The organism is Promicromonospora noduliphila, assembly GCF_056951025.1.
In genome coordinates this window covers 3,638,249-3,664,270 of sequence record NZ_CM167806.1, presented here as the reverse complement: position 1 = coordinate 3,664,270, position 26,022 = coordinate 3,638,249, and the positions used below count along the sequence as shown (strand labels likewise).

Genomic DNA, 26,022 nt, shown 5'->3' with positions numbered 1-26,022 from the left:
TGGGCTCGTGACAGCGCCCGCCGGATCGTCGTCAGTGGCCCGCACCTCGAAGGTGGCAGTGGTGGGCGCTGGCGCCGTCGGGTCGACGCTCGCCTACGCCGCGCTCGCGCGCGGCTCGGCCCGCACGATCGCGCTCCTGGACGTGAACCGGGCCAAGGTCGAGGCCGAGGTGCTCGACCTGCGGCACGGCCTGATGTTCACGCCCCAGGCGGAGGTCGTGGGCTCGGACGACGTGGCGGTCTGCGCGGACGCCGACGTCGTGGTGGTGACGGCGGGCGCCAAGCAGCGGCCGGGCCAGACCAGGACCGACCTGGCCGAGGCGACGGTCGGGCTGATGCGGACGATCCTGCCCGGCCTGGTCGACGCCGCGCCGGACGCGACGTACGTGATGGTGACCAACCCGGTGGACGTGGTGACCTACGCGGCGCTCAAGATCTCGGGCCTGCCGCGCGAGCGGGTCTTCGGCAGCGGCACGGTGCTGGACTCGTCGAGGCTGCGCGTCGTGCTCGGCGAGCGCTGCGGAGTGGCCGTCGGGAACGTGCACGCGTACATCGCCGGCGAGCACGGCGACTCGGAGATCGCGCTGTGGAGCTCCGCGTCGATCGGCGGCGTGCCGCTGCTCGACTGGGAGCCGGTGGGCGACGCGCGGCCGCTCGACGCCGAGGTGCGCGCCGAGGTGCACCGTGAGGTGGTCGACTCGGCCTACCGGATCATCGAGGGCAAGGGCGCCACCAACTACGCCGTGGGCCTGGCCGCCACCCGGATCATCGAGGCGGTGCTCAAGGACGAGCGCCGGATCATGCCGGTGTCGTCGCTGCTGGACGACTACCACGGCATCAGCGACGTGTGCCTGTCCGTGCCCTCGCTGGTGGACCGCCGCGGCGTCACCGTGAACGTGCGCGTCCCGCTGTCCGCCGACGAGCTGGCCGGGCTGCGCGCCTCCGCCGAGAGCGTGCGGGCGGTGCAGCGGCGGCTCGGGTTCTGACGGCGGCCAGGATGAACGTTTCATGAAATGTCCTGGAATATCACCGACGGTGCAGCGGCGAACATCGCCTCCGTGCGAGCATCCGTGGAGTGGCGCAACAGCAGCAGCAACCGCGTGAGCAGCGGCGACAGCGGACGATCAAGGTAGCCATAGGTACGGTGCTGGTGCTCGCCTTCGGCGGGTTCGCGATCACCGCCGCGCAGGCGATCAACGAGCAGCCGCCCGTGACGCTCACGGTCCTGGCCGGCTCCGAGCTCATGGACGTGCTCGGGAACGACACCCTGATGGACGAGCTGCGCGACGAGACCGGAGTGACGCTCATCCCGACCCCGGTGGGCACGCTCGAGGGCGCCGAGGCGATAGTGAACGGAGCGCCGCTCTGCGCCACGAGCAGCGCGGAGGACGCCGCGACGGCGAGCTGCGACCTGGCCTGGTTCTCGTCCAACCACTACATGGAGCTGCTCTGGGACGAGAAGACCGCGCTGGACCAGGGTGCGGAGAGCGCGTGGGTGGCGACCAGCGGCGAGACCATGCGCTCGCCCGTCGTCCTCGGGGTGAAGGCAGCCACTGCCCAGGAGCTCGGCTGGACGAGCACCGAGACCGTGCCGTGGAGCGAGATCGCCGACCGGGCCGCCGACGGCTCGCTGTCGTTCTTCATGACCAACCCGGCGGCCTCGAACTCGGGCTTCTCCGCGCTCGTCGGGGTAGCTGCGGCGTTCGACGCCAACGGCGACGAGCTCAACCTCGAGGACGTCGACGACGCGCGGGTATCCGACCTGTTCTCGGGCCTGGTGAAGACCGCGGGCAGCTCCGGCTGGCTGAGCGCCGAGTTCGCGGACAGCCAGGACGAGGCCGACGCCATCGTCAACTACGAGTCCGAGGTCGTGGCGCTGCGGGAGTCGGACCGGATCCCGGACCTGGTGCCGGTCTACCCCGAGCAGACCGTCTACGCGGACTACCCGCTGACCCTCCTGAACGCCCAGGACCGCGCGGCGTACGACCGCGTGGTCGCATGGCTCCGGGAGGACGAGACGCAGGAGGAGCTGACGGCGGCCACGTACCGGCGCCCGTTCTCCGACAGCACGGTCCTCGCGAACGAGGCCGTGTCGGCGCTGGACCCCCTGGCCGTGCCCCTGCCGGGTGACCTGAACACCGCTGAGGGCCTGATCGACAACTACCTGCGCGACTACCGCCAGCCGGCCCACACGGTGTACGTGCTCGACACCTCGCGGTCGATGGAGGGCGAGCGGATCGCGCAGCTCAAGCAGTCGTTCGGCGACCTGACGAGCAGCGGCGGCACCATGGCCGACGACTTCACGCGGTTCCGCGAGGGTGAGCGGATCACGGTCATCCCGTACGCTTCCGAGCCCGGGGATCCGGAGACCTTCGACCTGCACGACCCGGACGCGGACCCGGCCGAGCTCGGGTCGCTCAGCGAGTACGTGAGCTCGCTCCCGGCCGACGGCCGGAGTACCGCCGTGTACCAGAGCCTGCTGCGGGCGTACGAGGTGGCGCAGCAGGCCGGCGAGGAGGGCTACTACCAGTCGATAGTGCTGCTCACCGACGGCGAGAACAACGAGCCGCCCGCGTCGCTGAAGGACTTCAGCACCGAGTTCCGGTCGGCGGGCTACGGCACCACGGGCATCCCGACGTTCGTGGTGATGCTCGGCGACGAGCGTGCCGCCCAGGAGGCGGTGGACGGCATCGCCGAGCTCACCGGCGGCCGCGTCTTCGACGCGGACCGTACGTCGATGAGCGCCGCGTTCAAGGAGATCCGCGGGTACCAGTGACGCGGCCGGACGCCGGTGGCGGGCCGGTCAGGCAGTGACGGGCTGGTCGGGCAGTGGTGGGGCCGGTCAGCTACCGGCTCAGCTACCGGCAGGGTCCGGCGAGCCGCCCGCGCCGGTGCCCGCCCCGCCGCGGGGCCGCAGGGCGATGTACAGCGCGCCGAGGAGGCCGGTGGCCACCACCGCCACGGCGGCGATCACCAGCTCGTTGACATCGAGCACCCAGCCGAGCGCCACGAGCCCGAACCCGATGACGGTGCTCGCGACCACCGCCTGGAAGGGCGACAGCCGGTTCAGGATGGCGATCGCCACCGCTGCCACGACCGCACCGCCCACGGCGGCCAGGATCTCGCTCCAGACCTCAGTCACGTTCCAAGACCTCCTGTGCTGACCGCCCCGTCCCGGGCAGCTCCTCGCCCGCAGTCTTCCACACCTGACTTGCGGAGACCTGACCTGCGGAGGAACCGCCCGGGCAGCAGAACCTACAGCGACCGCAGCACCGCGACGACGCGGCCGAGCACCTGCGCCTCGTCGCCCGGGATGGGCTCGTAGGCGGCGTTCTGCGGCAGCAGCCAGGTGTGCCCGTCGGTCTGCTTGAAGGTCTTGACCGTCGCCTCGCCCTCGATCATGGCCGCGACGATCTCGCCCTGCTCGGCCACGTTCTGGCGCCGCACGACCACCCAGTCGCCGTCGCAGATCGCGGCGTCGACCATCGAGTCACCGGCGACCTTGAGCAGGAACAGCTCGCCGTCGCCGACGAGCTGGCGGGGGAGCGGGAAGACGTCCTCGACGACCTGCTCGGCCAGGATGGGCCCACCGGCCGCGATCCGGCCCACCAGCGGCACGTACGACGGCGGCGGGGTGCCGGCGTCGTCGGGCACGGAGCTACCCCAGTGGACCTGGCCGCTGCGCCGCGGCTCGGGCCAGTGGATCTCGCCGCGCGTCGGCTTGTCGACCTGGTCGGCCAGCGGCTCCACGAGCTCCATGGCGCGCGGCCGGTTCGGGTCGCGGCGCAGGAAGCCCTTCTTCTCCAGCATCTGGAGCTGGTGCTTGACGCTCGACGGGCTGGCCAGCCCGACGGCCTCGCCGATCTCCCGCATCGACGGCGGGTAGCCCCGCGTCTCGAACGACTGCCGGATCGTGTCCAGCACAAGGCGCTGCCGCTCGGTGAGGCGGTCTGCCGGCGAGATCGTGTGTACGTCGGCGACCGCCCCGTCGTCCGGCGCGTCCAGCGTGGCGACCCCGGAGAGTGCCGTGTCGACGGCTCTCGTGTCGCTGGTCCCGTCCCGTCCCGTCATGCCCGTGCCCCTCCCATTCCGACAAATGTTCTCCTGTGCGTAACCCACTCTAGGTCACAAACCCGCTCCGCTCAAACGAATGTTCGAGCGAGTCTCGACATCGTCGGTGTCCCGTGCTACACAATGGTACGGGCGTTCGACGAACGCGTGTATGAGTTCCAGACACTCTCGGAGGAGGGGCCATGGGGGACGTGATCCCGCTGCGGCAGTACACCCCGACCCACAGACAGGCCTACGCGTCGGCGTCCGGACCGGCCGTCGCTCCGGCGTCCGGACCGCCCGCGATCCCGTTGTACCCGCGCCTGGCGCCCCGGCGGGCCGTCGCCCCTGTCTACCCGCACGGCGGACAGCGGACGCTCGCCGACCGGCTCGGCCTGGCGGGCCTGCGGCTCACCCGGCGTGGCCGCGTGGTGCTGGTGCTGCTGGCGATGCTCCTGGTCGCGCCGATGGCGACGTGGGGGGCCACCGCGGTCGCGAGCTCCCCTGGCGAACCGACGGAGGTCCGGGTGCACGCCGTGCAGCCGGGGGAGACCCTCTGGGGCTTCGCGCAGCAGGTGGCGAAGCCGGGCGAGGACGTGCGGCACGCGGTCGAGCGGCTGCAGGAGCTGAACGAGATGTCGTCGGGCACGCTCCGGGTCGGAGAGCTCCTCCTGCTCCCCGAGGAGTGACCAGGGACCACGAATCGCCGTCAAATGTTGCGGCGATGTTGCATGGGGGTGGTTTGCCCGCTTACGGTCGGGGCGCGACCGGATGCCTCCGGTCGGTGGTCGACCACGCAGGAGTGAGCATGCACTGCCCGTTCTGTCGTCACCCCGACTCGCGCGTAGTGGACTCGCGAACCGCCGACGACGGTCTGTCGATCCGGCGTCGACGGCAGTGCCCGAACTGCAACCGGCGGTTCACGACCGTGGAGACGGCGAGCCTCTCGGTGGTCAAGCGCTCCGGCGCGACCGAGCCCTTCAGCCGCGACAAGGTCGCCGCGGGCGTGCGCAAGGCCTGCCAGGGCCGCCCCGTGAGCGAGGACGACCTGGCGCTCCTGGCCCAGCGCGTCGAGGAGACCCTGCGGAGCAACGGCAGCGCGGAGATCGACGCGTACGAGGTGGGCCTGGCGATCCTCGGCCCGCTGCGCGAGCTCGACGAGGTGGCCTACCTCCGGTTCGCGAGCGTCTACCAGTCCTTCGACTCGCTCGAGGACTTCGAGAGCGCCATCACCTCCCTGCGTGCGGAGCGCGCAGAGCGGGCCGCCGCGCAGGCCTGACCGCTGCCACGGCGGAGCTGCGAAATGCGTTGGCACCCAGGCGTGCCGTAGTGCAGGCTGGGGCGGACTGCGGACCCGATCGAGGGACCCCCGAACAGGAGGAGGTGATCGGTGTGACGGACGAGAAGCCCAGTGCACAGGAGTCCGAGGCTCAGGGCGCTGAGGAGCCCACGGCCCCGACCGCGCCGAGCATGGACGCGAAGGCCCGGTTCAAGGAGGCCCTGGACCGCAAGAACGCCGCGCGGCGCCGGACCGCCGCGGGTGGTGTGAACACCGGTGCGGTGCACGGCTCGGAGACGACCGGCCCTGTGCAGAAGATGTTCCGCCGCAAGAGCGGCTGAGACTCCTCGACCGAGGCCGTCGACCAGGTATCCGACCTGGTCGGCGGCCTTTGCCGTTCTCGCGAGGCGCCTAGAGAAGGAAGAGGCGACCCGTGATGACACGGTTCATGACACAGTTCGAGCGCCCAGGGGCGACCGTCAGCGCCTACGGACACGCGATGTTGTCGGCCCCGACAACACACCTCAGATACATGACCGACCCGTACAGCAAGCCCGAGGACCGCACGCCGATGTGGACCCTCGACGAACTGTGCGCGTTTCTCCGCACGACGCCCGCAACGGTCTATACGTGGCGGAAGCACGGCCACGGACCCCGTGCCTACAAGATTGGGCGCCACCTGCTGTTCGCTGACGCGGACGTGCGCGCCTGGCTCAAGACGCGCGTCGCAGACCCCGAGCGCGGCGACGACGGGGTCCCGCCAGAGCACCGCACCACCGGATCGGGGTGGTGAGCCATGGGCAGGACTGAACTCAAGCCCGGCGAGCACGGCAGCATCTCTGTCAAGCAGACCGGCCCCAAGACGTGGCGGGCAAGAACCAGGCTCAAGCTCTTGACCGGAGAGATTGTGCCTGTCTCTCGAAACGCAACCAAAGAGGACAAGGCGCGCCTCAAGGTGCAGGCTGCCGTCGCCGAGCTCCTCAAGGCCGGACGTGGCTCGGACGAGCTCAAGCCGGACTCCAAGGTCGGACTCGCGTGCCGTCAGTGGATCACGGAGATGCGCGTGCGCTCCACGTGGCCACGGCCTCCTATGAGGACGCAGACGATCGACAAGTATGAATATCAGCTCGACCGGTACGCGGTGCCGGTTCTGGGCGACCGACGCCTCAACGAGTTGACACCAGCCCTGTGCCAGCGCCTCATCGACTCCGTGGTCGCTCGCGGCAAGCCGGGCGAGAACGACATGGCAACCACCGCTGTCCGGATTCGAAGCATCCTCAACATGGTGCTGGACCGGGCAGTTATCCACGACGCGATTCGCGACAACCCGATGCGCAGGACGATCGCCCCGGAGCTGAAGGCCCCAGTGCCTCGAGCCATGACCGCGACCGACGTGCACCGCCTGCGCGTGGCGGTCCGCGAGTGGGTCAAGGCCGGTAAGGACCGCCCCGGACCGGACCCCAGCAGAAACCTGGCTGTCGTGGTCGACCTCCTGCTCGGCACCGGTGCCAGGATCGGCGAGGCCCTCGCACTGCAGTGGGGCAAAGTCGACCTTGACCCCAAGGACGGCGCTCCCACGGTCACCATCGAGGCCACGATGGTTCCCATCAAGGGGCAGGGCTGCGTGCGCCAGATGAATCGCCCCGGCGAGTCCGGAGACTCTGTTTTGTGGGTCAGGCGGCTTCGGTGAGCCGCTGTTGGTGACTGTAGTAGAACTGTTCGACCTCGACCGGGGTGAGGTCGTCGATCGAGCCGTGGGTGCGTTCGTGGTTGAACCAGTGCACCCATTCCAGGGTCGCGATCTCAACATCATCGCGACCGCGCCACGGGCCACCTGGGTGGATCAGCTCGGTCTTGTACAAACCGATCTGAGACTCGGCCAACGCGTTGTCGTACGCGTCGCCGACCGACCCGACCGAGGGATCGATGCCCTGGTCCATGAGCCGGTCGGTGAACGCGATCGAGGTGTACTGGGAACCCGCGTCGGTGTGGTGCACCAGCCCGGTCAGGTCGGTGACGCCCTCGGTGCGGCGGGTCCACAACGCCATCTCGAGGCAGTCCAGAACCAGGTCGGTCCGCATCGAGGTAGCGGCCCGCCAGCCCAGAATCCGGCGGGAGTAGACGTCAAAGACGAACGCGACGTAGACCATGCCCGACCAGGTCGGGACATAGGTGAAGTCCGCGACCCACAGCTCGTCCGGACCGGTCGAGAAGAACCGCCGATCGACCAGATCCTCAGCCCGGACCGCCCTGGCACCCGGCGTGGTGGTGCGCACCGGGCGGCCGCGCACCACGCCGGCGATGCCCAGCTCCCGCATCAGCCGTTCCACGGTGCACCGAGCGATGTCATGCCCGGCCCGACGCAGCCGCAACCACAGCTTCCTGGCTCCCAGGACCTTGCGTTTGCCCCACTCCGCGGCGATGACCCGCTTCCACTCCTGGTCGGCCGCCTGCCGTTTGGACGGCGCCCGGCCGCGGGCCTCGTAATACGTGGACGGGGCGACCTTGATCCCGTGCTCACCCAGCACGGCCAAGATCGGCTCGATCCCCCACCGCAGACCACCATCGGTGCGGTCCTTGTTCGCCTCGACGAACTCCACTACCTGCCCGAGGGGCGGTCGAGCTCCGCCGCGAAGAAAGCCGAAGCCGACTTCAGGATCTCGTTCGCCCGCCGCAGCTCGGCGTTCTCCCGCTTGAGGCGCTTGATCTCGGCGTGCTCCTCACTGGTCACGCCGGGCCGGTCACCCGCATCGACCTGCGTGCGCCGCACCCACAACCGCAACGTCTCGGGCGAACCGATCCCGAGCTTGGCCGCGACCTGCCGGATCGCCTCGTACTCCGTGCCGTACTGCGGAGCTACCTCCGCAACCATCCGCACCGCTCGCTCACGCAGCTCCGGCGGATACTTCGAGGGACGTGCCATGACTGTCATCCTTCCAAGGAATCCAGTCTCCGGACACGCCGGGGCGATTCACGTCGTCGGCGACCACGGCGACGGAGTGCGTCCGCGGCCTGGATTCGACCCAGCCGCGAGCAGTTCGTCGAAAGTCTGCGGGACACACCCCATCACCTCGACTGGCATCAGCGAGCAGAGCGTCGCCGGCCCGGATAGCTGATGTACATGCGAGGTGCCATGCCCCACCGGTACACAGCCCAGGCGAGGGTGGTCGCTGGATCGGTTGACGTCAGCGCTCGCGCACCGGGAGGTCGAGTGCGGCCAAGCTCGGTGCCCGGCCTCTCTCGATGTGCGCATGAGCGATCGAACGCGCCAGCCCGACGTTTCCTGAGGCCATGACCTCGATGAGCTCGCGGTGCTCGGCGCACGCCTGCTCAGAGTCACGAGCAGACGTCAGGTAGAAGAGCCATATCATTCGCTGCGCGAGCTGGTCCATGAACGAGACCATGAGATCGTTCCCGGTCGCAGCGACCACCAACTTGTGGAACTCGGCGCTGCTCTCGGCGACGCCAAGCGGATCTCCTCTCTGCAGCGCATCACGGGAATGCGCGATCATCAGTTCCAGCTCCCGCGTCGAACCGTCTCGTGAAATGCGCCGTGTAGCAGCCTGCACGGCCTCGACCTCGATCCCGATCCGAGTGTCGAAGAGATCGTTCACCCGCTTCGCGTCCCAACCTGTCACGACAGCGCTGCGGCGAGGTTGTTGCTCGATGAAGCCGTCGCGTTCGAGCCGATGGAAGGACTCGCGCAGCGGAACGCGCGAAACCTTCAGCGCCTCGGCAAGGCGCTGTTCGTTGAGTCGCATGCAAGCGGGGTACACGCCGGTGATGATGTTGTGGCGGATGCGGGAGTAGATCCACTGCGGGAGCGCGCCCCGCGGTACGTTCGCATCATCCTCAGACAGCACATTGACGCGGGCGGAGCCGTCGAAACCTTGCTCGAGAGCACTCATGTTGCGCCTTCCCCGGCCGTTGGCGCGGACGTGGTCGCGTGGACTGGCCATCCACGCCATTGTTTCGCACTATTCGGTGAGCGGTAGGCGCCGACCTTGCTGGTCGTCAGCCGTGCATGAACGAGCGTCTCGGACAGACGCACCGCGGCGTCAACGCCGTCGATGACAGGAGCACCGAGCCGGGTCGACAACTCTGTGGCCAGCCCCGCGAAGCCTGCGCATCCGAGAACCACCGCGTCGGCGCCCTGGCTGAGAAGGAGCCGTGCTTCCTTCTCGAGGGTGTCAGCGACGTGGCCCGGGTCGTCGTGGATGGACGAAACGGGGACGTCTGACGCGCGGACATCGACGCATCGGGTGTGCAGCCCAGCGGTGGTGAGGCTGTCCCAGATTCCGGGAACCGTGCTGCGCAGGGTGGTCACGATGCCGTACCGGTGCGAGACGAGGTTGGCCAGCATAGGGCCGGCTTCGGTGATGTCGACCACGGGGACGTCCCAGCGTTGACGCATGCCCTCCCGGCCGTGCTCGCCGAATCCTGCAACGATGATGGCATCGAACGCCTCCCCGACGTCTTCGACAGCGGCGAGCATCGAAGCCGCCGAGATGAAGCTCTCGTAGTATCCCTCGGCCGATTCGGGTCCGAAGTCGGGTGTCACGGGCATGATCTCGGTGCCCGGACGCGCAGCGAGGCGCGCAACCTGGCCAATCGCAGCGGTCATCGCCCGGTTCGTGTTGCAGTTAACGACGAGAATGCGCATCACGCGGTGCCCAGACGCACCGCCGCGGCGGACGCGGGTCCGTCATCGACAAGACTTTCGTACGGCAATGGTTCGGGGATGAGAAATCCTGCGGTGATGCCGGCCTGCCAGCGTTCGTAGCCGGCGCGATCGACCGTCGGGTCCGTCCACATCCGATGGTTCCGGAAGACGTTGGCGAGGTCGACGGCTACATCGGTGGGAACGCTCGGGAAGAGCTCGGCGAGGTCGTCGCGGAACTCTTCGGCGTCGCGTTCCTGGATCCAGTTCATGCCCTGGTGCAGCGCGAAGCAGAACCTCTCCTGTGCGTCGAGCGCCTCGGGTGTGATGGTCGCGGTCTCGCGGTAATACACGCTCCACGGGATGTCACCGCCTTCGCGGACACTCTCGAACACCACGCGCACCTGTTCGTGCCGGGTCGACAAGGCTCGCGCGCTGAGGTTGTCGACCAGCAGGTAGTCCCCCATTCCGCCCACGAACAGCTCGCCGAGCATGAGGCCATCGAGGTCCTGAACGTAGTCGACGTCACGTGGGTCGATGCCGCTCTCGCGTAGGAGGGTCTTCAGGAACAGGCCGACGCTCGCGCCGTTGCTGCCCTTCATCAGGACGGTGGACCCCTTCAGTTGCCCGAACGAGAAGGGTTCGGGTGAGCTGGCGCGGCCGATCAGGGCGAGCGGGGCGCGGTTGGCAACTTGTGCGAAGACTGTGTACTGACGGACCCGGTCGCGGTACATGCTCGGTACCCATACCCCGCCCAGAGCGGCCGCGGCCGTGCCGTCGCGCAGTTCGGCGAGGACGAGGTCCCATGGCTTGGGCACGGACACGGTGACGTCCAGCCCCTGTGCCTCGAAGAAGCCTCGGCGGTGCGCGACGTATTCAGGGAGGTAGTTGAGGCTGTGCCCGGTGGCGGCGACGTGGAAGTTCTGCATGTGTGCTGCTCCAGATTCGAGGGGAAGGGATCAGACGGCTGCGGGGGCATTGGCGAGTCGCTTGCCCGTCTCGTGGTCGAACCAAGAGATGTCGGCGGCACCGAACCCGAGCGTGCAGCGTGTGCCGGGCTCGAGCGCGAGGTTCTCGGGGACCCGGACCCGCACCAGGTCGTGCGGAACGAGCGATGTCCCTTCGCGCGGGCTGTGTCCGAGGTGGCAACCGAAGAGCGTCTCGCCGCCGAGCCTCTCGACCGTCACGACCGTTGCCGGGATGTCGAGGGAGTCGTTGGTCGCGAGCGAGATGCGCTCAGGCCGGATGCCAAGCATGACCGGCCCTTCCGTGTACGGCCGCTCGAGCATCCAACTCGCCCCCTCTGCAGTCACCGTGCCCGGGCCGTCGACGGTGACCGGGATCAGGTTCATCGGCGGTGAGCCGACAAACCCGGCCACGAACGTGTTGGTCGGGTGTGCATACACCTCGTCCGGTGTGCCGGCCTGCTGCACGACGCCGTCACGGAGCACGATGATTCTGGTGGCCATGGTCATGGCCTCTACCTGGTCGTGTGTGACGTAGACGAAGGTCTTCCTGACCGCGCGGTGCAGTGCCGTGATCTCCGAGCGCATCTGCGTGCGCAGCTTCGCATCGAGGTTGGAGAGGGGCTCGTCGAGCAAGTACAGCGAGGGGTCTCGCACCAGTGCACGGCCAAGTGCGACGCGCTGGCGCTGCCCCCCGGACAGCTGGGCGGGCTTGCGGTTCAGCAGCGCGGTGAGCTCCAGCTGCTCGGCAATGGTCGACACCTTCTCGACAACCTCGGGACTACGGCTGAGGACCCGTCGCATGATCGCGTTCAGGATCGGGAGGTGGTGGTACTTCTTGAAGTGATCCATCACGAGCGGAAAGGCGATGTTGTCGCGCACGGTCATGTGCGGGTACAGGGCGTAGGACTGAAAGACGAAGGCCACGCCCCGGCGGCGTACGTCCCAGTCGTTTGCCCGCTGCCCGTCGATGAGCAGCGAGCCCTCGGTGATGTCGCTCAGGCCGGCGATCATCCGCAGCAGGGTCGACTTGCCGCAGCCCGACGGGCCCAACAGCACGAGAAACTCGCCGTCGGGCACATCGGCGTCGACCGCTGTCACGACACGGTTGTCGCCGTAGACCTTGGAGACGGACCGGAATGCGAGGTCGGGCATAGCTATCCCTTCACGGCCCCGGCCGTCAGGCCGGAGACCATCTTGCGTTGGACGATGAGGAAAAAGACGATGGCCGGCACGCTGAACAGCAGCGCCGACGCCATCACGGCCGGCAACGGGGTGTCGTACTGCCCGACGAACGACGCCAGGCCCACCGAGGCGGGCCACAAGGTCCGGTCCAGCAGGAAGGTGTTCGCGAAGAGGAACTCGTTCCATCCCGAAAAGAACGAGACGACAGCAGCGGCCGCGATGCTCGGCATCACCAGGGGCAGGATGATCATCGTCAGGGTGCTCATTCGCGGTGCTCCGTCGATCGCTGCGGACTCCTCGATGTCGCGTGGAATGGCGTCCATCGCGCCCTTCAGGACGAAGGTGGCCACTGGGAGCGCAAAGCCGGCGTTCGCGAGCACGAGGCCCCAGAGGTTGTTGAGCAGGCCGAGCGAGATGAACAAGGAGTAGAGCGGCACCAGGATGAGGGCTTCTGGCAGTACCTGTGTGACGAACAGTCCGAAGGCGACCACGCTTTTGCCACGGAACTGGAACCGACTCAGCGCGTAGCCGGCCAGGCACCCGAGCAGGAGACTGATCACGGTCGTGCCGACGGCGACGAACAGGGAGTTTCCCGCCCACGCCAGCAGGGGCACCTCGGTAATCCGGGCAAAGAGCGCGGGCAGGTTCTGCAGCTGCAGCCAGAAAACCTGGCCGGTGCTGTACAGCTGCCTATCGGTGCTCAGCGCCGTGTTCAGCATCCAGTACACGGGGAATCCAGCGCAGGCGACCAGGATGAGGATCACGAAGGCGCGAAACGCCCCGGTGACGATGACGGTGGCTCTCATGACGTGGTCCGGTCCTTTCCGCGTCCCTCGACGAGGTAGTAGACGGCCGTGACGAACAGGGACAGCACGAGACCGACCACGCCGTAGGTCGCCGCGGCGCCCAGGTCGTAGTTCTCGAACGCCTCGCGTCGAAGCTGGATAACCAGCGTGCTGGTGGAACCCAGCGGACCGCCGCCGGTGAGCAGGTAGATGATCTCGAACCGGCGGATGGTCCAGACCGTAGCCAGGAGAGCGGCCAGGGCGATCGCGGGCCGGATGTGCGGGAACGTCGCGGTGCGGAACACGTTCAGCGAGTCGGCACCGTCGATCCGGGCCGCTTCGCGCAGCTCGGGCGGGACACCCTGCAAAGCCGCCAGGGTGATGAGCATGACGAACGGGGCGACCTGCCACACGGTCGTCAGAGTGACCGACCAGAGTGCGAGGTCGGTGCTGGTGAGCCACGCCACGCCCGGTGCGCCCATGCCGGTGAGCATCCCGTTGAGCACCCCGGAGTTCTGGTTGTACATCCACGACCAGACCAGCGCGGCCGCAACGTTGGGCACGGCCCAGCCGAACAGGAGGACGGCCCGGGCGAACGCCCGGCCCGGAAACGGCCGGTCCACCGCGAGCGCAGAGACGACCCCGAGCATGATGGCGGTTGCGACCGTCGCCACCGTGTAGACAGCGGTGACCCGTACGGAGCTCAGAAGCTGCGGTGAGGAGAAGACCTCGAGGTAGTTCTGGATCCCGATGAACTCACCGCCGTTGGGACTGGCGATGTTGGCGTTGGTGAAGCTGATCCAGATTTCGCGTCCCAGCGGGTAGAACACAACGGCTCCCAGGTACAGCATCGGAAGCAGCAGGATCAGATAGGGCTTCGCCCGGCCGCGGGACGATCGCCCCGCGGGGAGGTTCGCCATCGTGGTCATCGTCCGGCCCTCTAGCTACGAGCCGAACTGCTGGTCGATCGTGTCCTGGGCCGCGGCGAGCTCCTCGGCAGGGTTTGCCCCGCCGGTCAGCACGCGCTCGACCGCCTCCATGACGACGCGCATGATCTGCGGGGTCTGGACCTCGTACCCGTCGATGAGCGTGCTGCGGGCCTCGGGCGCGAGCTCGGCGAAGATCGGCGCCCACGGGTTCTCCTCGACGAACTCGTCGAGCAGGGGCACATCGGTGGCAAGCGTGTCGGGTCCGGACGCCTCGCGCAGCGCCGACTGGCCTTCTTCCCCCGCGAGCCAGGTGACGAACTCTTGAGCAGCCTCCGCCTGCTCGGTCGTCGCGCTTACTCCCACGAAGAGCTGCTGGTACGCGCCAGGGTTCTCGAACGGAAGCGGCGCGGCGCCGACAGAGGTAGACGGGATCGTTCCGCCGCTCGCAATGTTGAGCGTGCCGCCGGAGTTGTCGATCGAGTAGCCCACCGTCCCCTCCTTGAAGCGGGTGCGCTGAGTCGGCATGTCCTCTCCTGCCGGGATGAGAGACGCGTCGTACAGCGCCTTGAACGCTTCGATGGCGGCCAGGTTCTCCGGGGTGTCGATCGTGAGGTTCTTGCCGTCCGACCACGAGCCGCCCGACCCGTACACCCAGTTCTGGAAGTCCATGAACCAGCCACCGAAGTCGGTGATGCTCGTGCGGCCGGTAAACCCGATCGCACCTGTGTCCGCGACGGTCTGTGCGTCGGCGATCAGTTCTTCGGGGGTCGTGGGAACGGCGTCCGCCCCGACGAGATCGGTGTTGTAGATGAGCGCGTAGACCGCGCGCTGCCAGGCCAGCCCGTACCGGTCGCCGTCGACGACACCGGCGTCATTGGTCGCGTTCAGGCCCTCCACACCCTCCAGGGCATCGTCGATCGGTGCCAGGAACCCGGCGTCCTGCAGGGTGTAGAACAGGCCCTCCTGCATGATCGCGACGTCAGGGCCCTGCCCTGCGCCGAACTCGGTCGTGAGCCGCGCGTCGATCTCGGCCGACGGGATCGCTTCCTGCTCAAGGGTGATGTCGGGGTGGGACTCCTCGAACGTTTTCACGGCGTTCCAGAGGTTCTCGCCGCGCAAGGCGTCGACCCATTGGGAGTTGGCAACCACGAGGGTGACCTCCCCGTCGGTGGACGAGTCCGAGGCGGCGCCAGTTGCGCCGCAGCCGGCTAGGAGCATGGCCGTGGCAGCCGTCGCGCCGAGCGCGGCAGAGCGGCCACGAGTGGTGAAGGAAGTCATATCAAGCCTTTCTGATATCGGGTTGCATGGTTCGGGTCGCGTGGGAACGGATAGGTCAGGAGGAGCTGAGCGGCCAGTTCCATGCGTTCGGCGGAGCGAACCGTTCCGCGAAGGCGATCGCGATGTCGTTGCGCGGCGCGATCCACACGTCGTCGAAGCCCCGGAGGTACTCCAGGAAGCGCGTCAGTGAAGCGGCCCTACCCGGGCGCATGATCCGAGCGTGCAGGCCGACCGACATCATGCGACCCGTATGCGCGCTTTCGGCGTACAGGACGTCGAAGGCATCCCGGAGATAGTCGAAGAAGTCGGTACTCCCGGTGAAACCAGGGCCGGTCTGGCCGCCCCAGAAACGGGCGTCGTTGGTGTCGACTGCGTAAGGAAGCACGAGCATTGGGCGCCCCGCGACGTCCGCGTAGTGCGGGATGTCGTCGTTCGCGGTAGCGGAGTCGTAGAGGAACCCTTCTTCCGCCAGCACTCGCCGGGTGCGCTCCGTGATCGGAGGGCGGGGAAATGCGCCAAGAATGCGCTTGCCAGTCAGCGCGAAGGTCTGGTCGACACTGTGACGCAAGTCCGCGCGCTCACCGGCCTCATCACGCCCGAGGACACTGATCGAGCGCGACCCGTGCGAAACCATGTCACAGTCGGCTGCCGCGAACGCTCGGGCGATGTGCGGGTGGACGGCCAGCGACTCGGACGACACGAACACGCTGAACGGCGCGTCGTGCTCACCGAATGTACGCAGCAGGCGCCAGATCCCGGCACGCGTGCCGTACTCATACTCGCCCTCCTGCATGAGGTCGCGCTCGCTCTCGGGCAACGGGGAGCGCACCCATGTGCGCGAGTCGCGCGCGCCATCACCCAAGAGCGGACTGCGCTCCGTGCCCTCTTCGAAGTTGATCGCGAAGTTGACCGCTACCCGAGCGTCACCTGGCCACTGAAATTCGGGCGGCGCGTCAGCGTAGCCAACGAAGTCGCGAGGGCGTTCGCCGGCGCGGGTGATCCAGTCCAGAACCACGGGATCTCCATCTTGTACACCTGATGGCCGATCTGGCGCATTGAGATGCGTCCTTCACGGCGTCTTGTAGTACAAGATCGCTCCCGCCGGTTTCATCGAGATGGGCGCGCCATTACGAGGGTGTAAATCTGAACCACCTTCCGACGCTTGCCCTGACCACTACCTCCTCGCGCACCATGTGCGCGACGGGAGGCTCGATCAGTCCTTGCTCATCGCGGCTTCATACGCCGTGATCGCTGCTTCGACCTCTCGCCGTCGAGCGCGCGGTCTGGGGTTCTTCTTGCCGACGTGGCTCTTGAGCTCAGGCTCCACAGGAGCTGATGCACCGTGACCTCGTGTCGGATCTCGACGCCGCCACTGCTGCGGGTTCTCCTCTACCACCTGCTGACCGTTGCAGGCGTGGGCGCGCCGGCATAGAGCCGGACTCCCGGTCGCCGGCGTCCGGTTGACGTCGGTGACCGGGAGCCCGGGTTGGTGCTATACGTTGCGTGTGCTGGCATTGCAGCAGCACAGCATCATGCGCGCGGTCGGAGGACCTTGCCGCCGATCTGGGTGATTACGGCGCCGCTGTCATGCCGCACCGACAGTGTGACCGTGACGCTGCGCTTTGCCTCGTCGTAGCTCCAGCCTGTGCTCGGCAGTGTCTGGCCGTTGACCTGCAGCTCTGTTGGTCGCGTGAGGTTCTCCATCTGGACGGTGAACTGGCGCGTCTGCTGCTGCCCGCTGAAGTTGCCGACAGCGGCACCGATCGTCACCCGCGAGCGGTTGGCGCTGGCGGCGCCCTTGGTGGAGATCGACGTGCGTGCGAACTCGCCCTTCTGGTAGCCGAGGCCGTCGCCGGCGTCCTGGTAGAGGCTGAACTCTCCGGAGTCGCCAGGGAAGACCCGCAGGGTGAGCGGTGCGGTGTTGGCGTCGCCCGCGTGACCGTCGTTGGGTTGAAGCGGCACGACGCCGCCGGCCTTGACGAAGACCGGCATGCGGTCCAGCGGGGTCTCGATGCTCACGGTCTTGGGGCCATGGTAGGTCGTGCCGGTGAACCAGTCGGTCCAGGTACCCGGCGGGAACCAGACGTCGCGCTTGGCGGCCTCGCCGGGAGTGGTGATAGGCGCCACGAGAACGTCGGTGCCCAGCAGGTACTGGTCCTGGAACTTGTAGGCCTTGGCCTGGCCAGGGTACTCGAGGTACAGCGGTCGGGTCATGGGCAGGCCGCTCTTGGTGGCGTCCTCGGCCAGGGTGTAGAGGTAGGGCACGAGCTGCTCGCGCAGACGCATGAAGGTGTTGCCCACCTTGCGGGTCGGCTGGTCGTACTGCCAGGGCAGGCGGGCGCCGCTTGTGCTGTGCAGGCGCAAGATCGGCTGGAAGGCCCCGAGCTGCATCCACCGCAGGTACAGGTCGTTGGGGACCACGCCGCCGGCGCCGGGCGAACCGCCGAAGCTGCCGATGTCGTGGCTGACGTAGGGCATGCCGATGGCGGCTTCGTCCTGGGTGAGGTGCGCCTGGTAGGCCAGGGTGTCCCAAGTGGCGACGGTGTCGCCGGTGAAGTGGACCGCAGACCGGCGGTCCGCCCAGGGTCCGGTGATGTAACGGCCGGCCCAGCCTGTCTGGCCGATGGGCTGGGTGCGCTCGTAGGAGCCGCCGATGCGGGACAGCACGAAGCCGCGCTCCCCGTCGTTGCGCTCGGACTGGGCGTAGACGTGGTTGACCAGCCCGTCCGGGGTCGCGCCCGTGGACGAGGAGTAGCTGGCGTCACAGCACCAGTCGAGCCACCAGAAGTCGAAGCCGTCGTCCTCGAAGTCCTGGTGCAGGTTCATGTACGCCTCGGCCTGCGCCCGGTCGCTCCAGTCGAAGACGCCACAGGGCGTCGAGGGCTCGATGGCCTGACCGATGCAGAGGGACTGCTCGAGCGGCCCGTCGGCGATGGCCTCGGTCTCGGGGTACTTGGGGTCGTTGCGGGCGATGCTGGGGTGGATGTTGCCGGTGACCTTGAGGCCGCTTTCCTTGGCCCACGTCATGAATGCTCCGGGGTCCGGGAAGTACCGGTTGTTCCAGTTCCAGCCGTTCCAGCCGTTCGGGCTCTTGAACAGGGTGTCGATCACGAGGGCATCGAGGGAGACGCCGTTCTCCTTGAAGGCGGGCAAGAGCTCGTTCTTGTACTGTTCGGCGGTGTACTGGTTCAGGCGGGAGTACCAGTTGCCGAAGGCGTAGGTCGGCAGCAGTGGTGCGGGACCAATCAGCCCGGCGAGGTCGCCCAGTGCGGACTTGTAGTCGGTGCCATAGCCGAAGAGGTACCCGTCCTGGATGTCACCGGCGGGCCGCGGCTCGATCCACCCGTCCTGGGTCCACACGTCGGAGCGGCTGTCGTCGAGCAGGTACCAGCCGTCGCGGTTCAGCACGCCCTGCTGCTTGCGCGGCTGGTTGGCGTCGCAGTTGACCCCGAGGGGCTCCTCGGGAGGGCACTCGGCAGTTCCGCTGAACGTACCGTTGGCTGAGTCGAAGGACCGGATGTAGCCACCGAGCGGGTCCTCGGACTCGACCGGGAGCGCCTGCTTGCCGGGCTCGGAGACGGCGATGTGGTCGATGCTGACGTTGCAGTCGTCCCCGTCGGCGCAGCGCACGCTAATCTCGTTGGTGCCGGCCTTCAGCCGGGCGCGGGTCAGGTCGGACTTCCACTGGTTGAGGCCGCCGGTCGAGGCCAGCTTCAGCTCGTGCGGTTCGCCGTTGACGAGCAGGGTCACGGTGCGGGCTGACGTCCCGTCGTTGGCGTAGCGGACCCGGAGCTTCGACTTCGCGACGGCGGGGCTGCCGAGGACCTGCCAAGTGGCCTCTGCCCCGGGTGTCGTGAAGCCGGCGATGACTCCGGAGGGGCTCTCATATTCCTTGTAGTTCCCGCGCAGCTCCGCGCCGCCGCTCAGCGTCGCTGAACCGGACTGGCAGACCTGCCCGAAGGTGCACACGCCCATCCACGCAGGCGCGATCTCCTTGGGTTTGCCTGAGGTGGAGGTGAGCAGTGTCAGGCGCGTGTTGTCGGTGGAGAACGGCCCGGACCCGAGCCGGTACCGGAGTTCGACCTTGCTGGTTCGGATGCTGACCCAGCTGCCCTGGCGCTGCACTGTGTACTCGGGCACCTCGAACTTGCGGTTCAGCACGTTGAACGTGGGCTGGTCCAGGAACGCACCCTCGGGGGAGTACTCCAGGCGCACGAGGTCGTCGCTGAGCACCTGGAAGCGGGCGTTCGGGGTGACGACGGAGGCGCCGTCCGTGGCGAAGCCAGCACTCATGTCGATCTTGGCGGATACGTCAACACCAGCAGGCGCCTGTGCCGCTACCTCTGGTGCGGCGCTGACCGGGGCGAACGAGCCCCCGGCAACGAGCACGCTTGCGGCGAGGCCCACGATCGCAGCCGTTCCTCGCCATCTCTTGTGTCGGTTCATGCCGTCCTTCCCTTCATTGGGCACGTCGACGGACGCAGCGCGACAGCACCGCGCCGCCCACAGGTCGTCAGTAGGTGGCCGCGTCGTTGATCGAGGCACGGCTCGTATGCCGAATGGCGCTGCTCCTCCGGTCAGGAGCAGACGAGTCGAGACCAGACACGGTGACGTGCGGTGCGAGCCACATCGCTCGCACCTCGGTCACCCGAACGAGGCACCATCACTGCCTGCGGCTGCAACGTACGGGCCTCCCTGGGCCTCGTCAATAGTGCCGAGACGCATTGCGGTTTCGATTTGTTTACGACAAGTGCGTCATTAAGCAGGAGGCTGCGGTCCCGAAGCTGACCAAATGGCAGGTAATGTAACTGCGCCCATATTTGACGGTATCGTAGAATTAGTCGAGGGAGAGAAGGAGAAGTCGTGGAGACAGGGACGCAGACCGAGGCTGAGGGCCGGGTACTGGCACAGCTGGTGGGCGGCAAGCGGCTGACCCTGACCGGGCTGGCCGCCGCCGCTGCCCTGCCGCGCACCACGGTCGTGGGAGTCGTGTCCAGGTTGCTCCGGGCTGGAGTCCTCGATGAGAGCGCAGCGCCCCAGCTCGGGCGGGGGCGCCCAGCTCGTCAAGTAGGGCTCGTGACACCGCATGGTCCTGTCACCGTCCTGCTGCCATGGGCACATGGCCTGGTGGCGGGGGTGGTGGACCTCTCCGGCTCCGTCCTGTCCTACGTCCGAGACGCTGAGCCCTGGGACGGAGACCCCCGTGTGCCCAGCTGGAACCCTTCGGAGCGCGCGCTCGCGCTGCTTGACCGTGCGCTTGCCGAGGCCCGCGTCGACCGCGCAGAGCTCTCGTACGCGGTCGCCGGGCTACCGGGCCCGTCGCCGTACGCCGTGACAGCCGGTCGAGCAGGTGAGGAGCTGCCTGACCGGTTATTGCGTTGGGGTGAGGCCTACCTCTGGGAGCACGTCTCGGAGCACCTGGGCGTCCGCACGATCGCCGAGAACGACGCCAATCTCGCGGCGCTGGGGGAGGCTGTCTTCGGGGCTGGGGCGGGCGAGCAGGTGGTCATGCACCTCAGCCTGACGTATGGCACGGGGGCCGGGCTCGTGCTCAACGGCGCGCTTAGACGGGGAAGGTCGGGGCGGGTAGGCGAGATCGGGCACCTGCGAGTCAGCGAGAGTTCCGATCTTTGCTACTGCGGCGGTCGGGGCTGTCTGTGGCAGGTGGCCAGCCTCGAGCTCGTGCGCCGCGACGTCTCGCGGGCGCTGGTGCGTGACTACACCCAGGAGCAGCTCCTTGATGCGGCCAAGGCAGGGGAGGCGGTCGTCGTGCACGCCTTGGAGCAGTTCGGTCGCGTGCTGGGCCGGCGCCTCGCGGACGTCGTCGTGCTGCTGGAGCCGGACGTCATCGTGGTCGACGGCTCCTTGGGGGCTGCCGTCGTCCCGGTGGTCACCGGCATACGGGAGGGCATCGAGCGGAGCATCCCGCTCGATATGATCCCCAGGGTGAAGGCGCGGGCTGGCGTGCTGGGGAGCCGCGCCGCAGTCGTGGGAGCGGGGGCGCTTGCCGCCCAGGAAGTGCTGCTCGGCTGGCAGCCGTAGGCGGAAGCGCACGGTCCACGGCTGTGGTTGCCCGTGCGTGGTGAGGCAGCGCGGGCGCTTGCCTCACCCACCTGTCATCAGAGGTCGTTCTTGGTCTCCACGCTCAACCCCGGGCACGTCGCAGAGCCCGCACGCGCCGGTGAAGTACTGACCGGACTGCTCGTTCTCGTTCAACGTGTGGTCCAGTCAGCTAACGATCACCCCGGCCTGCTTCTCCAGTAGCGTCACCTTGCCGTCGTCCGGCAGCGGCTTGCCGCTCCGTCGAGCCGCATGCCGTAGAACGCCAAGGCGTGCCTGGCAATGCTGTCGCACCTACTACGCCGTCAACCTCATGTCCGTGACACCGAAGAGCTCCTGGCTCTCCGTGCAGCAGTCCTGGGCGGAGTGTGCGGTTACCTGTGGGTGGTTTGGCTGCGGCTGATGAGGTCGAGCACGGCGTCGCGGGTTTGGCGGAGTATGGCGGTGAACTGTTCAGCGGCTGCGGCGACGGCTTGCGGCCCGGGTGCGTCGGGCGGCTCTAGCAGCAGGGTCATGGTGTCGGCGAGGAGGGTTTGTGGGTCGTCGACACCAAATGCCTGGGTGGCCGGGTCGGAGGCGGCGATGCCGAATCCGGTCAGCACGGCGTGCACGGTATAGGTCTGGGCGGACAGCGGCCGGTCTTGGCGGATCAGGCCGTGGTGGTGGAAGATCGGCAGGACGGTCTCGCCCAGGGCGGTGGGTGTGGTGCGGGCGAACAGGTCACGGTCGCTGGCATGCTGGGAGATCAGCCGCAGTGCGTCGGCGGCGCCGCTGTTGAGGCGGCGGGTCAGTGGAAAATGCTGCCCCGTGCGGACCAGCAGTGGGGCCAAGTGGCGCGGCAGCACAGCGGTGGGGTCGGCGGTGACGCGGTCGATGATCTCGTCCAGGAAGGCCAGCAGTTCGCGGGCGTACAGCCCGAGGATGAGGTCTTCCTTGGCCGGCCAGTACAGGTAGACGGTGCCCTTGGCTACCCCGGCTGCTTGGGCGATCTCGCTGACAGTGACCTTGTGCACACCGTGGTCGAGCACCAGTTCGTGGGCGCTGTCCAGGATGCGGGCGGCTTTACGCGAGCGGTGCTCGATCAGCTGGCTCACCGAAGTCGTCCTCTTCCGTACGTGTTGTGGTGCTCATGCCGCGGCGATGTCGAGGTCCTTGTTCCGCGTGTCCGGGCCGGGCATGATCCGGCCCATGGCCGGGCCGAGGACCGGTGTGCGCATGAGGCGGATCATAGCGGTGCGCGTGAGCCGCTCCCTGCGGTCGCCCGGCGTGAAAAGCCTACGCATGATCATGGCACTGCTCTGTTCGGTGTGGATGAACGGGCGCAGCTGGGCTTCCCACGCCCGCAGCGCTCCCTGCAGGTCGTCGGGGTGGTGCCGCAGCATGGTGCCGAGCAACTCGCCACCGGCGATGGCACTGGAGGCGCCCATGCCGGCGTACAGGGTCACGCACCAGGCGGCGTCGCCGACCAGGACGACCCGGCCGCGGTGCCAGCTTGGCATCTTGACCTGATGTACGGAGTCGAACAGGTACTCCGGTGCCTGCTCGAACCGGGTGAACAGGTTCTCCAGCAGTTGGCCGGGCGGCTTGGGGCCGAAGGCGGCTCGGATGGACTCGATCGCCGGGCGGGTGAACTCGGCGTCGATGTCGCGGGTGCGGTAGGAGAACAGCAGGCTCGGTGCGTGGTCGGCGAACGGGAACGTCCAGGCCGAGCGCCCGGGCTCGGCCAGCACCAGGCCCTCGTGCAGGCCGAAGCCCTCGACCGGAGCGTCGAGCGCGGTGGCGCCGATCATGTAGTTCAGTGAATGCAGGTACTTCTCGTGCGGTCCGAAGACGAGCTCGCGCACCGTCGAACGTAGCCCGTCGGCACCCACGACCAGGTCGAAGCGCTCGGTGACGACGGCGCCCGAGGCGGTGTCCTGCAGCGTGACCTCGACAGGTGAGTCGGTGCCCTCGTCCTGGGTCACGTGGGTGGGCACGGTGGAGTAGCGGATCTCCACATCGGCAGGCAGCGCCGCGAACAGTCCCTGTTCCACGTCGCCGCGCAGCAGGTGCCGGGGCTTGGTGACCAGGTTGGGGATGTTGACCGGGCTCATGCCAGGGTGGCGGCGCCCGGCCCGGTTCACCTCATGGGTGACCAGCCGCGGATGACCGCGGTCGCCGATCGCATCCAGCACGCCCAGCCGTCGCGTCGAGGCGACGCCGGCACCGAACAGCAGGATGAAGTACCCGTTCGAGCGGCGCGCGGGCGCCCGCTCCACTAGCACGGGCTCCCAACCCACCTGCCGTAGTCGCAGCGCGGTGGCAATGCCCGCGACCCCGAGCCCGACCACCAGAGCACGACCTCGCTGGCCTGCGTTCGTCGTCATGAGCACTCCTTCACGTCGGTGATCCACTCGCCCTGCGTGCTAGTCTAACTGACCGAGCTGGTCATATTGGTCAGTCATCAACGTCACATGGGAGGTAACGGTGGCCATGGGGCTGAACGGAACACCGGACCGAAGCGTGGTCCTGCACCCGACGCCCGTTGGGCGACTCGACCTGTTCGGCAAGCGGCTGGCCGTGATCGGCGGGACGAACGGCCTCGGACGGACCATCGCGCAGCAGGCACTGGCACGTGGCGCCGAGGTCACCGTCGTCGGGCGAACCTTCCGCGACGATCCCCAACCCCGGCTGACGTTCGTCAAGGCGGACCTGTCGTCGATGCGCCAGGCCGACCGCCTCGGCCGCGAGCTACCCGCCGAGAGCTACGACGTCGTCGTGCTCACGCTGGGAATCACCGCGGCCAGGACCAGGGAAGAAACCGGCGAAGGCATCGAGCGCGACCTGGCGGTCAGCTACCTGAGTCGATACGCCGTCCTCCGAGGTCTCAGCCCGAGGCTCGGGACAGCTCACCCCAAGGGCGCGCCGCAGCCCCGCGTGTTCGTCATGGGCGCTCCCGGTACGGGCGCTCGCGGCAATCCCGACGACCTCAACTCCGAGGCGTCCTACCGATCCGGTCACGCGCACATGAACACCGTCGCCGGCAACGAGGCGCTCGTTCTTGCCGGGGCCGATCGGCTACCCGGCCCGGCGTACTTCGGCCTGAACCCCGGCCTCATCCAGACCGACATCCGAGCCAACTACCTCAACCGGCGCAGCATCCTCTACCGGCTGGTCGAAGCACTCGTCGGAGCCCTGACACAGTCTCCACAGTCCTACGCCGAAAGAATCCTACCGGTCCTGTTCGCCCCGGAGCTGGAGGGGCGCACCGGGCTCATGTTCAACAACCGAGCTCAGCCGATCCTGCCGTCCCGTGGACTCGACCAGGCCCACATCAACCGCCTCCTCACCGCTTCGGATGCCCTCCTGCAACGTGTCTAGGCACGGACATTGGATACTCGTCGGTCCATGCCCACGTCACAGCCCCAAACTCTGCCGATCTACCGCGACCCGTGGATGCTTCGTTGCGGCGCGGGCGATCGGGTCCACCTACCGCGGCACGCGCCTTCGATGAGGCGCTTGCTGGCGGATCCTCTACGCACCGAGGCGGCGGGAGGGATCTCGCCGCCGCCTCGGAGGCCTCAGATGAGCGGGAACCCGGCCACCGTGCTCTGGAAGTGCATCACCTGACGCGGAAAGAACTCCGCGATGGTGAGGCCCACTACATCCGCGGCTTCATCCAGGTCCGCGACGATGCGCCGCACCTGCGAGCTGGTGAGCCCGTGGGGCTCCTTGCCAAGCCCGAGGACGATCTCCTCGCTGTCGATGGCGTCGACGTCGAAGTGGATGGCGACACGCGAGCACCCTGTGGACCGTAGCCACTCGAGCAGCGCGGTCGACGATCGCCGCAGGTCGTCGGGGGCGAACGAGGCGATGCCCCACTCGGCGATCCGTGGATAGTCGTCGTCCTCCCAGGCATGGAGACCGACGAGCGCGACCCGCGACGGCGGTACGGTGCCGGGCAGTTGCGAGACGATCTCGCCGTCGCCGGCGCCCGTGAGTGTCGAGACGGCCATTGCGTGATAGCCGGGATACGCACTCTGCGGTGTGCCGACATCGGGATGCGAGTCGATCCAGATGATCGCGAGATCGTCCTGGTAACGCGACGCCAGATAGGAGAAGGGCGCGACGCTCACGGAGCACTCGCCACCAAGTGTGAGCAGTCGCTCAGGAGTGTGCTCATCGATCACGTCGAGGGCCGCGCCGAGCTGCTGCGCCACGATGTTCTTCGCCTCGATGCCGTCGCGTAGTTCGAGACCGGTGTCGTCCATCGCGACCGGAACATGGGCGACCGGACCGCTGCTGGGCGGGAGGACGGCCCCGAGCACAGCTGCACCGACGGCGTAGCCGCGGCGCGCGACGGGAAGCGGGAACTCCGAAGCAAGCGGGGCAACGCTCCCGACGCCTGCGCCCTGCCACTGGGGCCAGATGAGACGCAGCGTCGTGTGTCGCTCGAGGTTGCTCATCGGACTACTGGCCTGATCGGCTCAGTAGCGTCGAAGCGCTGGATGACCTGAGCGGACCCGGCCCGGATGCTGGCCCACTCCATGAACTTCGGGGTGTCCTCGTCGACCAGCACGCCCTCGGCAGAGGCATAGGCGGCGTCTGCCGCCTCCTTGCTCTCGTAGACGTACAGAGAGAAGGCGTCGTACTCCTCGAAGCTGTCGCCGCCGGACCAGGCCTCGTCGCCGTGCAGGAGCTCGGACTGCATGTAGGAGACCAGCCCCGGCATCTTGGACGCCAGCGCGAAGTGGGTGGTGCGGTAGTGCTCCAGGAACTGTTCGTGCGACATGCCGGGCACTCGTCGAGTGAAGAAGGCGATCGTATACATTGCGGTGTGTCCTTTCGGGGTG

25 protein-coding genes are annotated in these 26,022 nt (G+C 67.9%); 9 read left to right on the top strand and 16 right to left on the bottom strand.

The window, feature by feature from the left end; all coding sequences use genetic code 11:
- Nucleotides 1-7 precede the first annotated feature (7 nt).
- Together AC0QU1_RS16110 and AC0QU1_RS16105 are read left to right on the top strand one after the other, a co-directional pair.
- Complete coding sequence (locus AC0QU1_RS16110; protein WP_483570661.1) at nucleotides 8-985, top strand: L-lactate dehydrogenase; 978 nt, start codon at nucleotides 8-10, stop codon at nucleotides 983-985.
- A gap of 158 nt (nucleotides 986-1,143) precedes the next feature.
- Entirely contained in the window at nucleotides 1,144-2,775 is a 1,632-nt protein-coding gene (locus AC0QU1_RS16105; RefSeq protein ID WP_483616235.1) for a vWA domain-containing protein, read from the top strand.
- A 78-nt stretch (nucleotides 2,776-2,853) separates the two neighbouring features.
- Here the strand turns inward: AC0QU1_RS16105 and AC0QU1_RS16100 are convergent, their stop codons facing one another.
- Nucleotides 2,854-3,141 (bottom strand): hypothetical protein, encoded by a 288-nt coding sequence (locus tag AC0QU1_RS16100; RefSeq protein WP_483570659.1) that lies wholly within the window; start codon nucleotides 3,139-3,141, stop codon nucleotides 2,854-2,856.
- A 113-nt stretch (nucleotides 3,142-3,254) separates the two neighbouring features.
- Nucleotides 3,255-4,070 carry a transcriptional repressor LexA gene (gene lexA, locus AC0QU1_RS16095; RefSeq protein WP_483570658.1) on the bottom strand — a complete coding sequence of 272 codons (816 nt, stop codon included), beginning with the start codon at nucleotides 4,068-4,070 and terminating at the stop codon, nucleotides 3,255-3,257.
- Between the two features lie 182 nt (nucleotides 4,071-4,252).
- Here lexA and AC0QU1_RS16090 point away from each other — a divergent pair, with 182 nt between their 5' ends.
- The 5 genes from AC0QU1_RS16090 to AC0QU1_RS16070 all read left to right on the top strand — a co-directional run bounded on the left by AC0QU1_RS16090 (nucleotide 4,253) and on the right by AC0QU1_RS16070 (nucleotide 7,018).
- The gene (locus AC0QU1_RS16090) at nucleotides 4,253-4,738 is read left to right on the top strand and encodes a LysM peptidoglycan-binding domain-containing protein (protein ID WP_483570656.1); all 486 of its coding nucleotides are present in this window, start codon (nucleotides 4,253-4,255) and stop codon (nucleotides 4,736-4,738) included.
- Between the two features lie 119 nt (nucleotides 4,739-4,857).
- Nucleotides 4,858-5,328: a transcriptional regulator NrdR gene (gene nrdR, locus AC0QU1_RS16085; protein ID WP_483570655.1), complete on the top strand. Its 471-nt coding sequence runs from the start codon at nucleotides 4,858-4,860 to the stop codon at nucleotides 5,326-5,328.
- Between the two features lie 113 nt (nucleotides 5,329-5,441).
- Nucleotides 5,442-5,669 (top strand): DUF5302 domain-containing protein, encoded by a 228-nt coding sequence (locus AC0QU1_RS16080; RefSeq protein WP_483570654.1) that lies wholly within the window; start codon nucleotides 5,442-5,444, stop codon nucleotides 5,667-5,669.
- Between the two features lie 191 nt (nucleotides 5,670-5,860).
- Nucleotides 5,861-6,121 carry a helix-turn-helix transcriptional regulator gene (locus tag AC0QU1_RS16075; protein WP_483570652.1) on the top strand — a complete coding sequence of 87 codons (261 nt, stop codon included), beginning with the start codon at nucleotides 5,861-5,863 and terminating at the stop codon, nucleotides 6,119-6,121.
- A 3-nt stretch (nucleotides 6,122-6,124) separates the two neighbouring features.
- Nucleotides 6,125-7,018, top strand: a complete 894-nt coding sequence (locus AC0QU1_RS16070; protein WP_483570650.1) for a tyrosine-type recombinase/integrase — start codon at nucleotides 6,125-6,127, stop codon at nucleotides 7,016-7,018.
- Here AC0QU1_RS16070 and AC0QU1_RS16065 read toward each other — a convergent pair.
- From AC0QU1_RS16065 to AC0QU1_RS16020, 10 genes are all read right to left on the bottom strand, one after another.
- Nucleotides 7,002-8,251 (bottom strand): IS3 family transposase gene (locus tag AC0QU1_RS16065; RefSeq protein WP_483569607.1). Its coding sequence is split into 2 segments (ribosomal slippage): nucleotides 7,002-7,969 and nucleotides 7,969-8,251, totalling 1,251 coding nucleotides; the frame shifts between segments, so codons are not numbered across the junction. The genes AC0QU1_RS16070 and AC0QU1_RS16065 overlap by 17 nt on opposite strands.
- A 262-nt stretch (nucleotides 8,252-8,513) precedes the next feature.
- Complete coding sequence (locus AC0QU1_RS16060; protein WP_483570649.1) at nucleotides 8,514-9,236, bottom strand: GntR family transcriptional regulator; 723 nt, start codon at nucleotides 9,234-9,236, stop codon at nucleotides 8,514-8,516.
- Entirely contained in the window at nucleotides 9,233-9,991 is a 759-nt protein-coding gene (locus AC0QU1_RS16055; RefSeq protein ID WP_483570647.1) for an aspartate/glutamate racemase family protein, read from the bottom strand. The genes AC0QU1_RS16060 and AC0QU1_RS16055 overlap by 4 nt, the downstream gene beginning before the upstream one ends.
- Nucleotides 9,991-10,917 carry an ABC transporter substrate-binding protein gene (locus AC0QU1_RS16050; protein WP_483570646.1) on the bottom strand — a complete coding sequence of 309 codons (927 nt, stop codon included), beginning with the start codon at nucleotides 10,915-10,917 and terminating at the stop codon, nucleotides 9,991-9,993. Before AC0QU1_RS16050 ends, AC0QU1_RS16055 begins: the two co-directional genes overlap by 1 nt.
- 30 nt (nucleotides 10,918-10,947) lie before the next feature.
- Nucleotides 10,948-12,108: an ABC transporter ATP-binding protein gene (locus AC0QU1_RS16045; RefSeq protein WP_483570645.1), complete on the bottom strand. Its 1,161-nt coding sequence runs from the start codon at nucleotides 12,106-12,108 to the stop codon at nucleotides 10,948-10,950.
- A gap of 2 nt (nucleotides 12,109-12,110) precedes the next feature.
- Nucleotides 12,111-12,944, bottom strand: a complete 834-nt coding sequence (locus AC0QU1_RS16040; protein WP_483570643.1) for a carbohydrate ABC transporter permease — start codon at nucleotides 12,942-12,944, stop codon at nucleotides 12,111-12,113.
- On the bottom strand, nucleotides 12,941-13,843 hold the full coding sequence (locus tag AC0QU1_RS16035) for a carbohydrate ABC transporter permease (RefSeq protein ID WP_483570642.1): 903 nt from the start codon (nucleotides 13,841-13,843) through the stop codon (nucleotides 12,941-12,943). The genes AC0QU1_RS16040 and AC0QU1_RS16035 overlap by 4 nt, the downstream gene beginning before the upstream one ends.
- Before the next feature lie 24 nt (nucleotides 13,844-13,867).
- The gene (locus AC0QU1_RS16030) at nucleotides 13,868-15,130 is read right to left on the bottom strand and encodes a sugar ABC transporter substrate-binding protein (RefSeq protein WP_483570641.1); all 1,263 of its coding nucleotides are present in this window, start codon (nucleotides 15,128-15,130) and stop codon (nucleotides 13,868-13,870) included.
- A 55-nt stretch (nucleotides 15,131-15,185) separates the two neighbouring features.
- The gene (locus AC0QU1_RS16025; RefSeq protein WP_483570640.1) at nucleotides 15,186-16,145 is read right to left on the bottom strand and encodes a polysaccharide deacetylase family protein; all 960 of its coding nucleotides are present in this window, start codon (nucleotides 16,143-16,145) and stop codon (nucleotides 15,186-15,188) included.
- Between the two features lie 515 nt (nucleotides 16,146-16,660).
- A complete protein-coding gene (locus AC0QU1_RS16020) occupies nucleotides 16,661-19,537 on the bottom strand; it encodes a TIM-barrel domain-containing protein (RefSeq protein ID WP_483570639.1) in 2,877 nt (958 codons plus the stop codon).
- Between the two features lie 456 nt (nucleotides 19,538-19,993).
- Between AC0QU1_RS16020 and AC0QU1_RS16015 the strand changes: the two genes are divergently transcribed.
- Nucleotides 19,994-21,172 carry an ROK family protein gene (locus tag AC0QU1_RS16015; protein WP_483570638.1) on the top strand — a complete coding sequence of 393 codons (1,179 nt, stop codon included), beginning with the start codon at nucleotides 19,994-19,996 and terminating at the stop codon, nucleotides 21,170-21,172.
- 392 nt (nucleotides 21,173-21,564) lie between these two features.
- Here the strand turns inward: AC0QU1_RS16015 and AC0QU1_RS16010 are convergent, their stop codons facing one another.
- Together AC0QU1_RS16010 and AC0QU1_RS16005 are read right to left on the bottom strand one after the other, a co-directional pair.
- The gene (locus AC0QU1_RS16010) at nucleotides 21,565-22,284 is read right to left on the bottom strand and encodes a TetR/AcrR family transcriptional regulator (protein ID WP_483570637.1); all 720 of its coding nucleotides are present in this window, start codon (nucleotides 22,282-22,284) and stop codon (nucleotides 21,565-21,567) included.
- Nucleotides 22,285-22,317: 33 nt separating this feature from the next.
- Nucleotides 22,318-23,556, bottom strand: coding sequence for an FAD-dependent monooxygenase (locus tag AC0QU1_RS16005; protein WP_483570635.1), 1,239 nt, complete (start codon nucleotides 23,554-23,556; stop codon nucleotides 22,318-22,320).
- A 136-nt stretch (nucleotides 23,557-23,692) separates the two neighbouring features.
- On the opposite strand from AC0QU1_RS16005, the gene AC0QU1_RS16000 reads away from it, so the two are divergent.
- A complete protein-coding gene (locus AC0QU1_RS16000) occupies nucleotides 23,693-24,550 on the top strand; it encodes a Rossmann-fold NAD(P)-binding domain-containing protein (protein WP_483570634.1) in 858 nt (285 codons plus the stop codon).
- A 200-nt stretch (nucleotides 24,551-24,750) separates the two neighbouring features.
- Here the strand turns inward: AC0QU1_RS16000 and AC0QU1_RS15995 are convergent, their stop codons facing one another.
- The gene (locus AC0QU1_RS15995; protein ID WP_483570633.1) at nucleotides 24,751-25,635 is read right to left on the bottom strand and encodes an arginase family protein; all 885 of its coding nucleotides are present in this window, start codon (nucleotides 25,633-25,635) and stop codon (nucleotides 24,751-24,753) included.
- The gene (locus tag AC0QU1_RS15990; RefSeq protein ID WP_483570632.1) at nucleotides 25,632-26,000 is read right to left on the bottom strand and encodes an EthD family reductase; all 369 of its coding nucleotides are present in this window, start codon (nucleotides 25,998-26,000) and stop codon (nucleotides 25,632-25,634) included. The genes AC0QU1_RS15995 and AC0QU1_RS15990 overlap by 4 nt, the downstream gene beginning before the upstream one ends.
- Nucleotides 26,001-26,022: the final 22 nt, after the last annotated feature.

Coding starts and splice junctions, on each gene's coding strand:
- lexA (WP_483570658.1), bottom strand. CDS start 4,070: ATGACGGGACGGGACGGGACCAGCGACACGAGAGCCGTCGACACGGCA.
- AC0QU1_RS16090 (WP_483570656.1), top strand. CDS start 4,253: ATGGGGGACGTGATCCCGCTGCGGCAGTACACCCCGACCCACAGACAG.
- nrdR (WP_483570655.1), top strand. CDS start 4,858: ATGCACTGCCCGTTCTGTCGTCACCCCGACTCGCGCGTAGTGGACTCG.
- AC0QU1_RS16075 (WP_483570652.1), top strand. CDS start 5,861: ATGACCGACCCGTACAGCAAGCCCGAGGACCGCACGCCGATGTGGACC.
- AC0QU1_RS16070 (WP_483570650.1), top strand. CDS start 6,125: ATGGGCAGGACTGAACTCAAGCCCGGCGAGCACGGCAGCATCTCTGTC.
- AC0QU1_RS16060 (WP_483570649.1), bottom strand. CDS start 9,236: ATGAGTGCTCTCGAGCAAGGTTTCGACGGCTCCGCCCGCGTCAATGTG.
- AC0QU1_RS16055 (WP_483570647.1), bottom strand. CDS start 9,991: ATGCGCATTCTCGTCGTTAACTGCAACACGAACCGGGCGATGACCGCT.
- AC0QU1_RS16050 (WP_483570646.1), bottom strand. CDS start 10,917: ATGCAGAACTTCCACGTCGCCGCCACCGGGCACAGCCTCAACTACCTC.
- AC0QU1_RS16045 (WP_483570645.1), bottom strand. CDS start 12,108: ATGCCCGACCTCGCATTCCGGTCCGTCTCCAAGGTCTACGGCGACAAC.
- AC0QU1_RS16040 (WP_483570643.1), bottom strand. CDS start 12,944: ATGAGAGCCACCGTCATCGTCACCGGGGCGTTTCGCGCCTTCGTGATC.
- AC0QU1_RS16035 (WP_483570642.1), bottom strand. CDS start 13,843: ATGGCGAACCTCCCCGCGGGGCGATCGTCCCGCGGCCGGGCGAAGCCC.
- AC0QU1_RS16030 (WP_483570641.1), bottom strand. CDS start 15,130: ATGACTTCCTTCACCACTCGTGGCCGCTCTGCCGCGCTCGGCGCGACG.
- AC0QU1_RS16005 (WP_483570635.1), bottom strand. CDS start 23,556: ATGACGACGAACGCAGGCCAGCGAGGTCGTGCTCTGGTGGTCGGGCTC.
- AC0QU1_RS15995 (WP_483570633.1), bottom strand. CDS start 25,635: ATGAGCAACCTCGAGCGACACACGACGCTGCGTCTCATCTGGCCCCAG.
- AC0QU1_RS15990 (WP_483570632.1), bottom strand. CDS start 26,000: ATGTATACGATCGCCTTCTTCACTCGACGAGTGCCCGGCATGTCGCAC.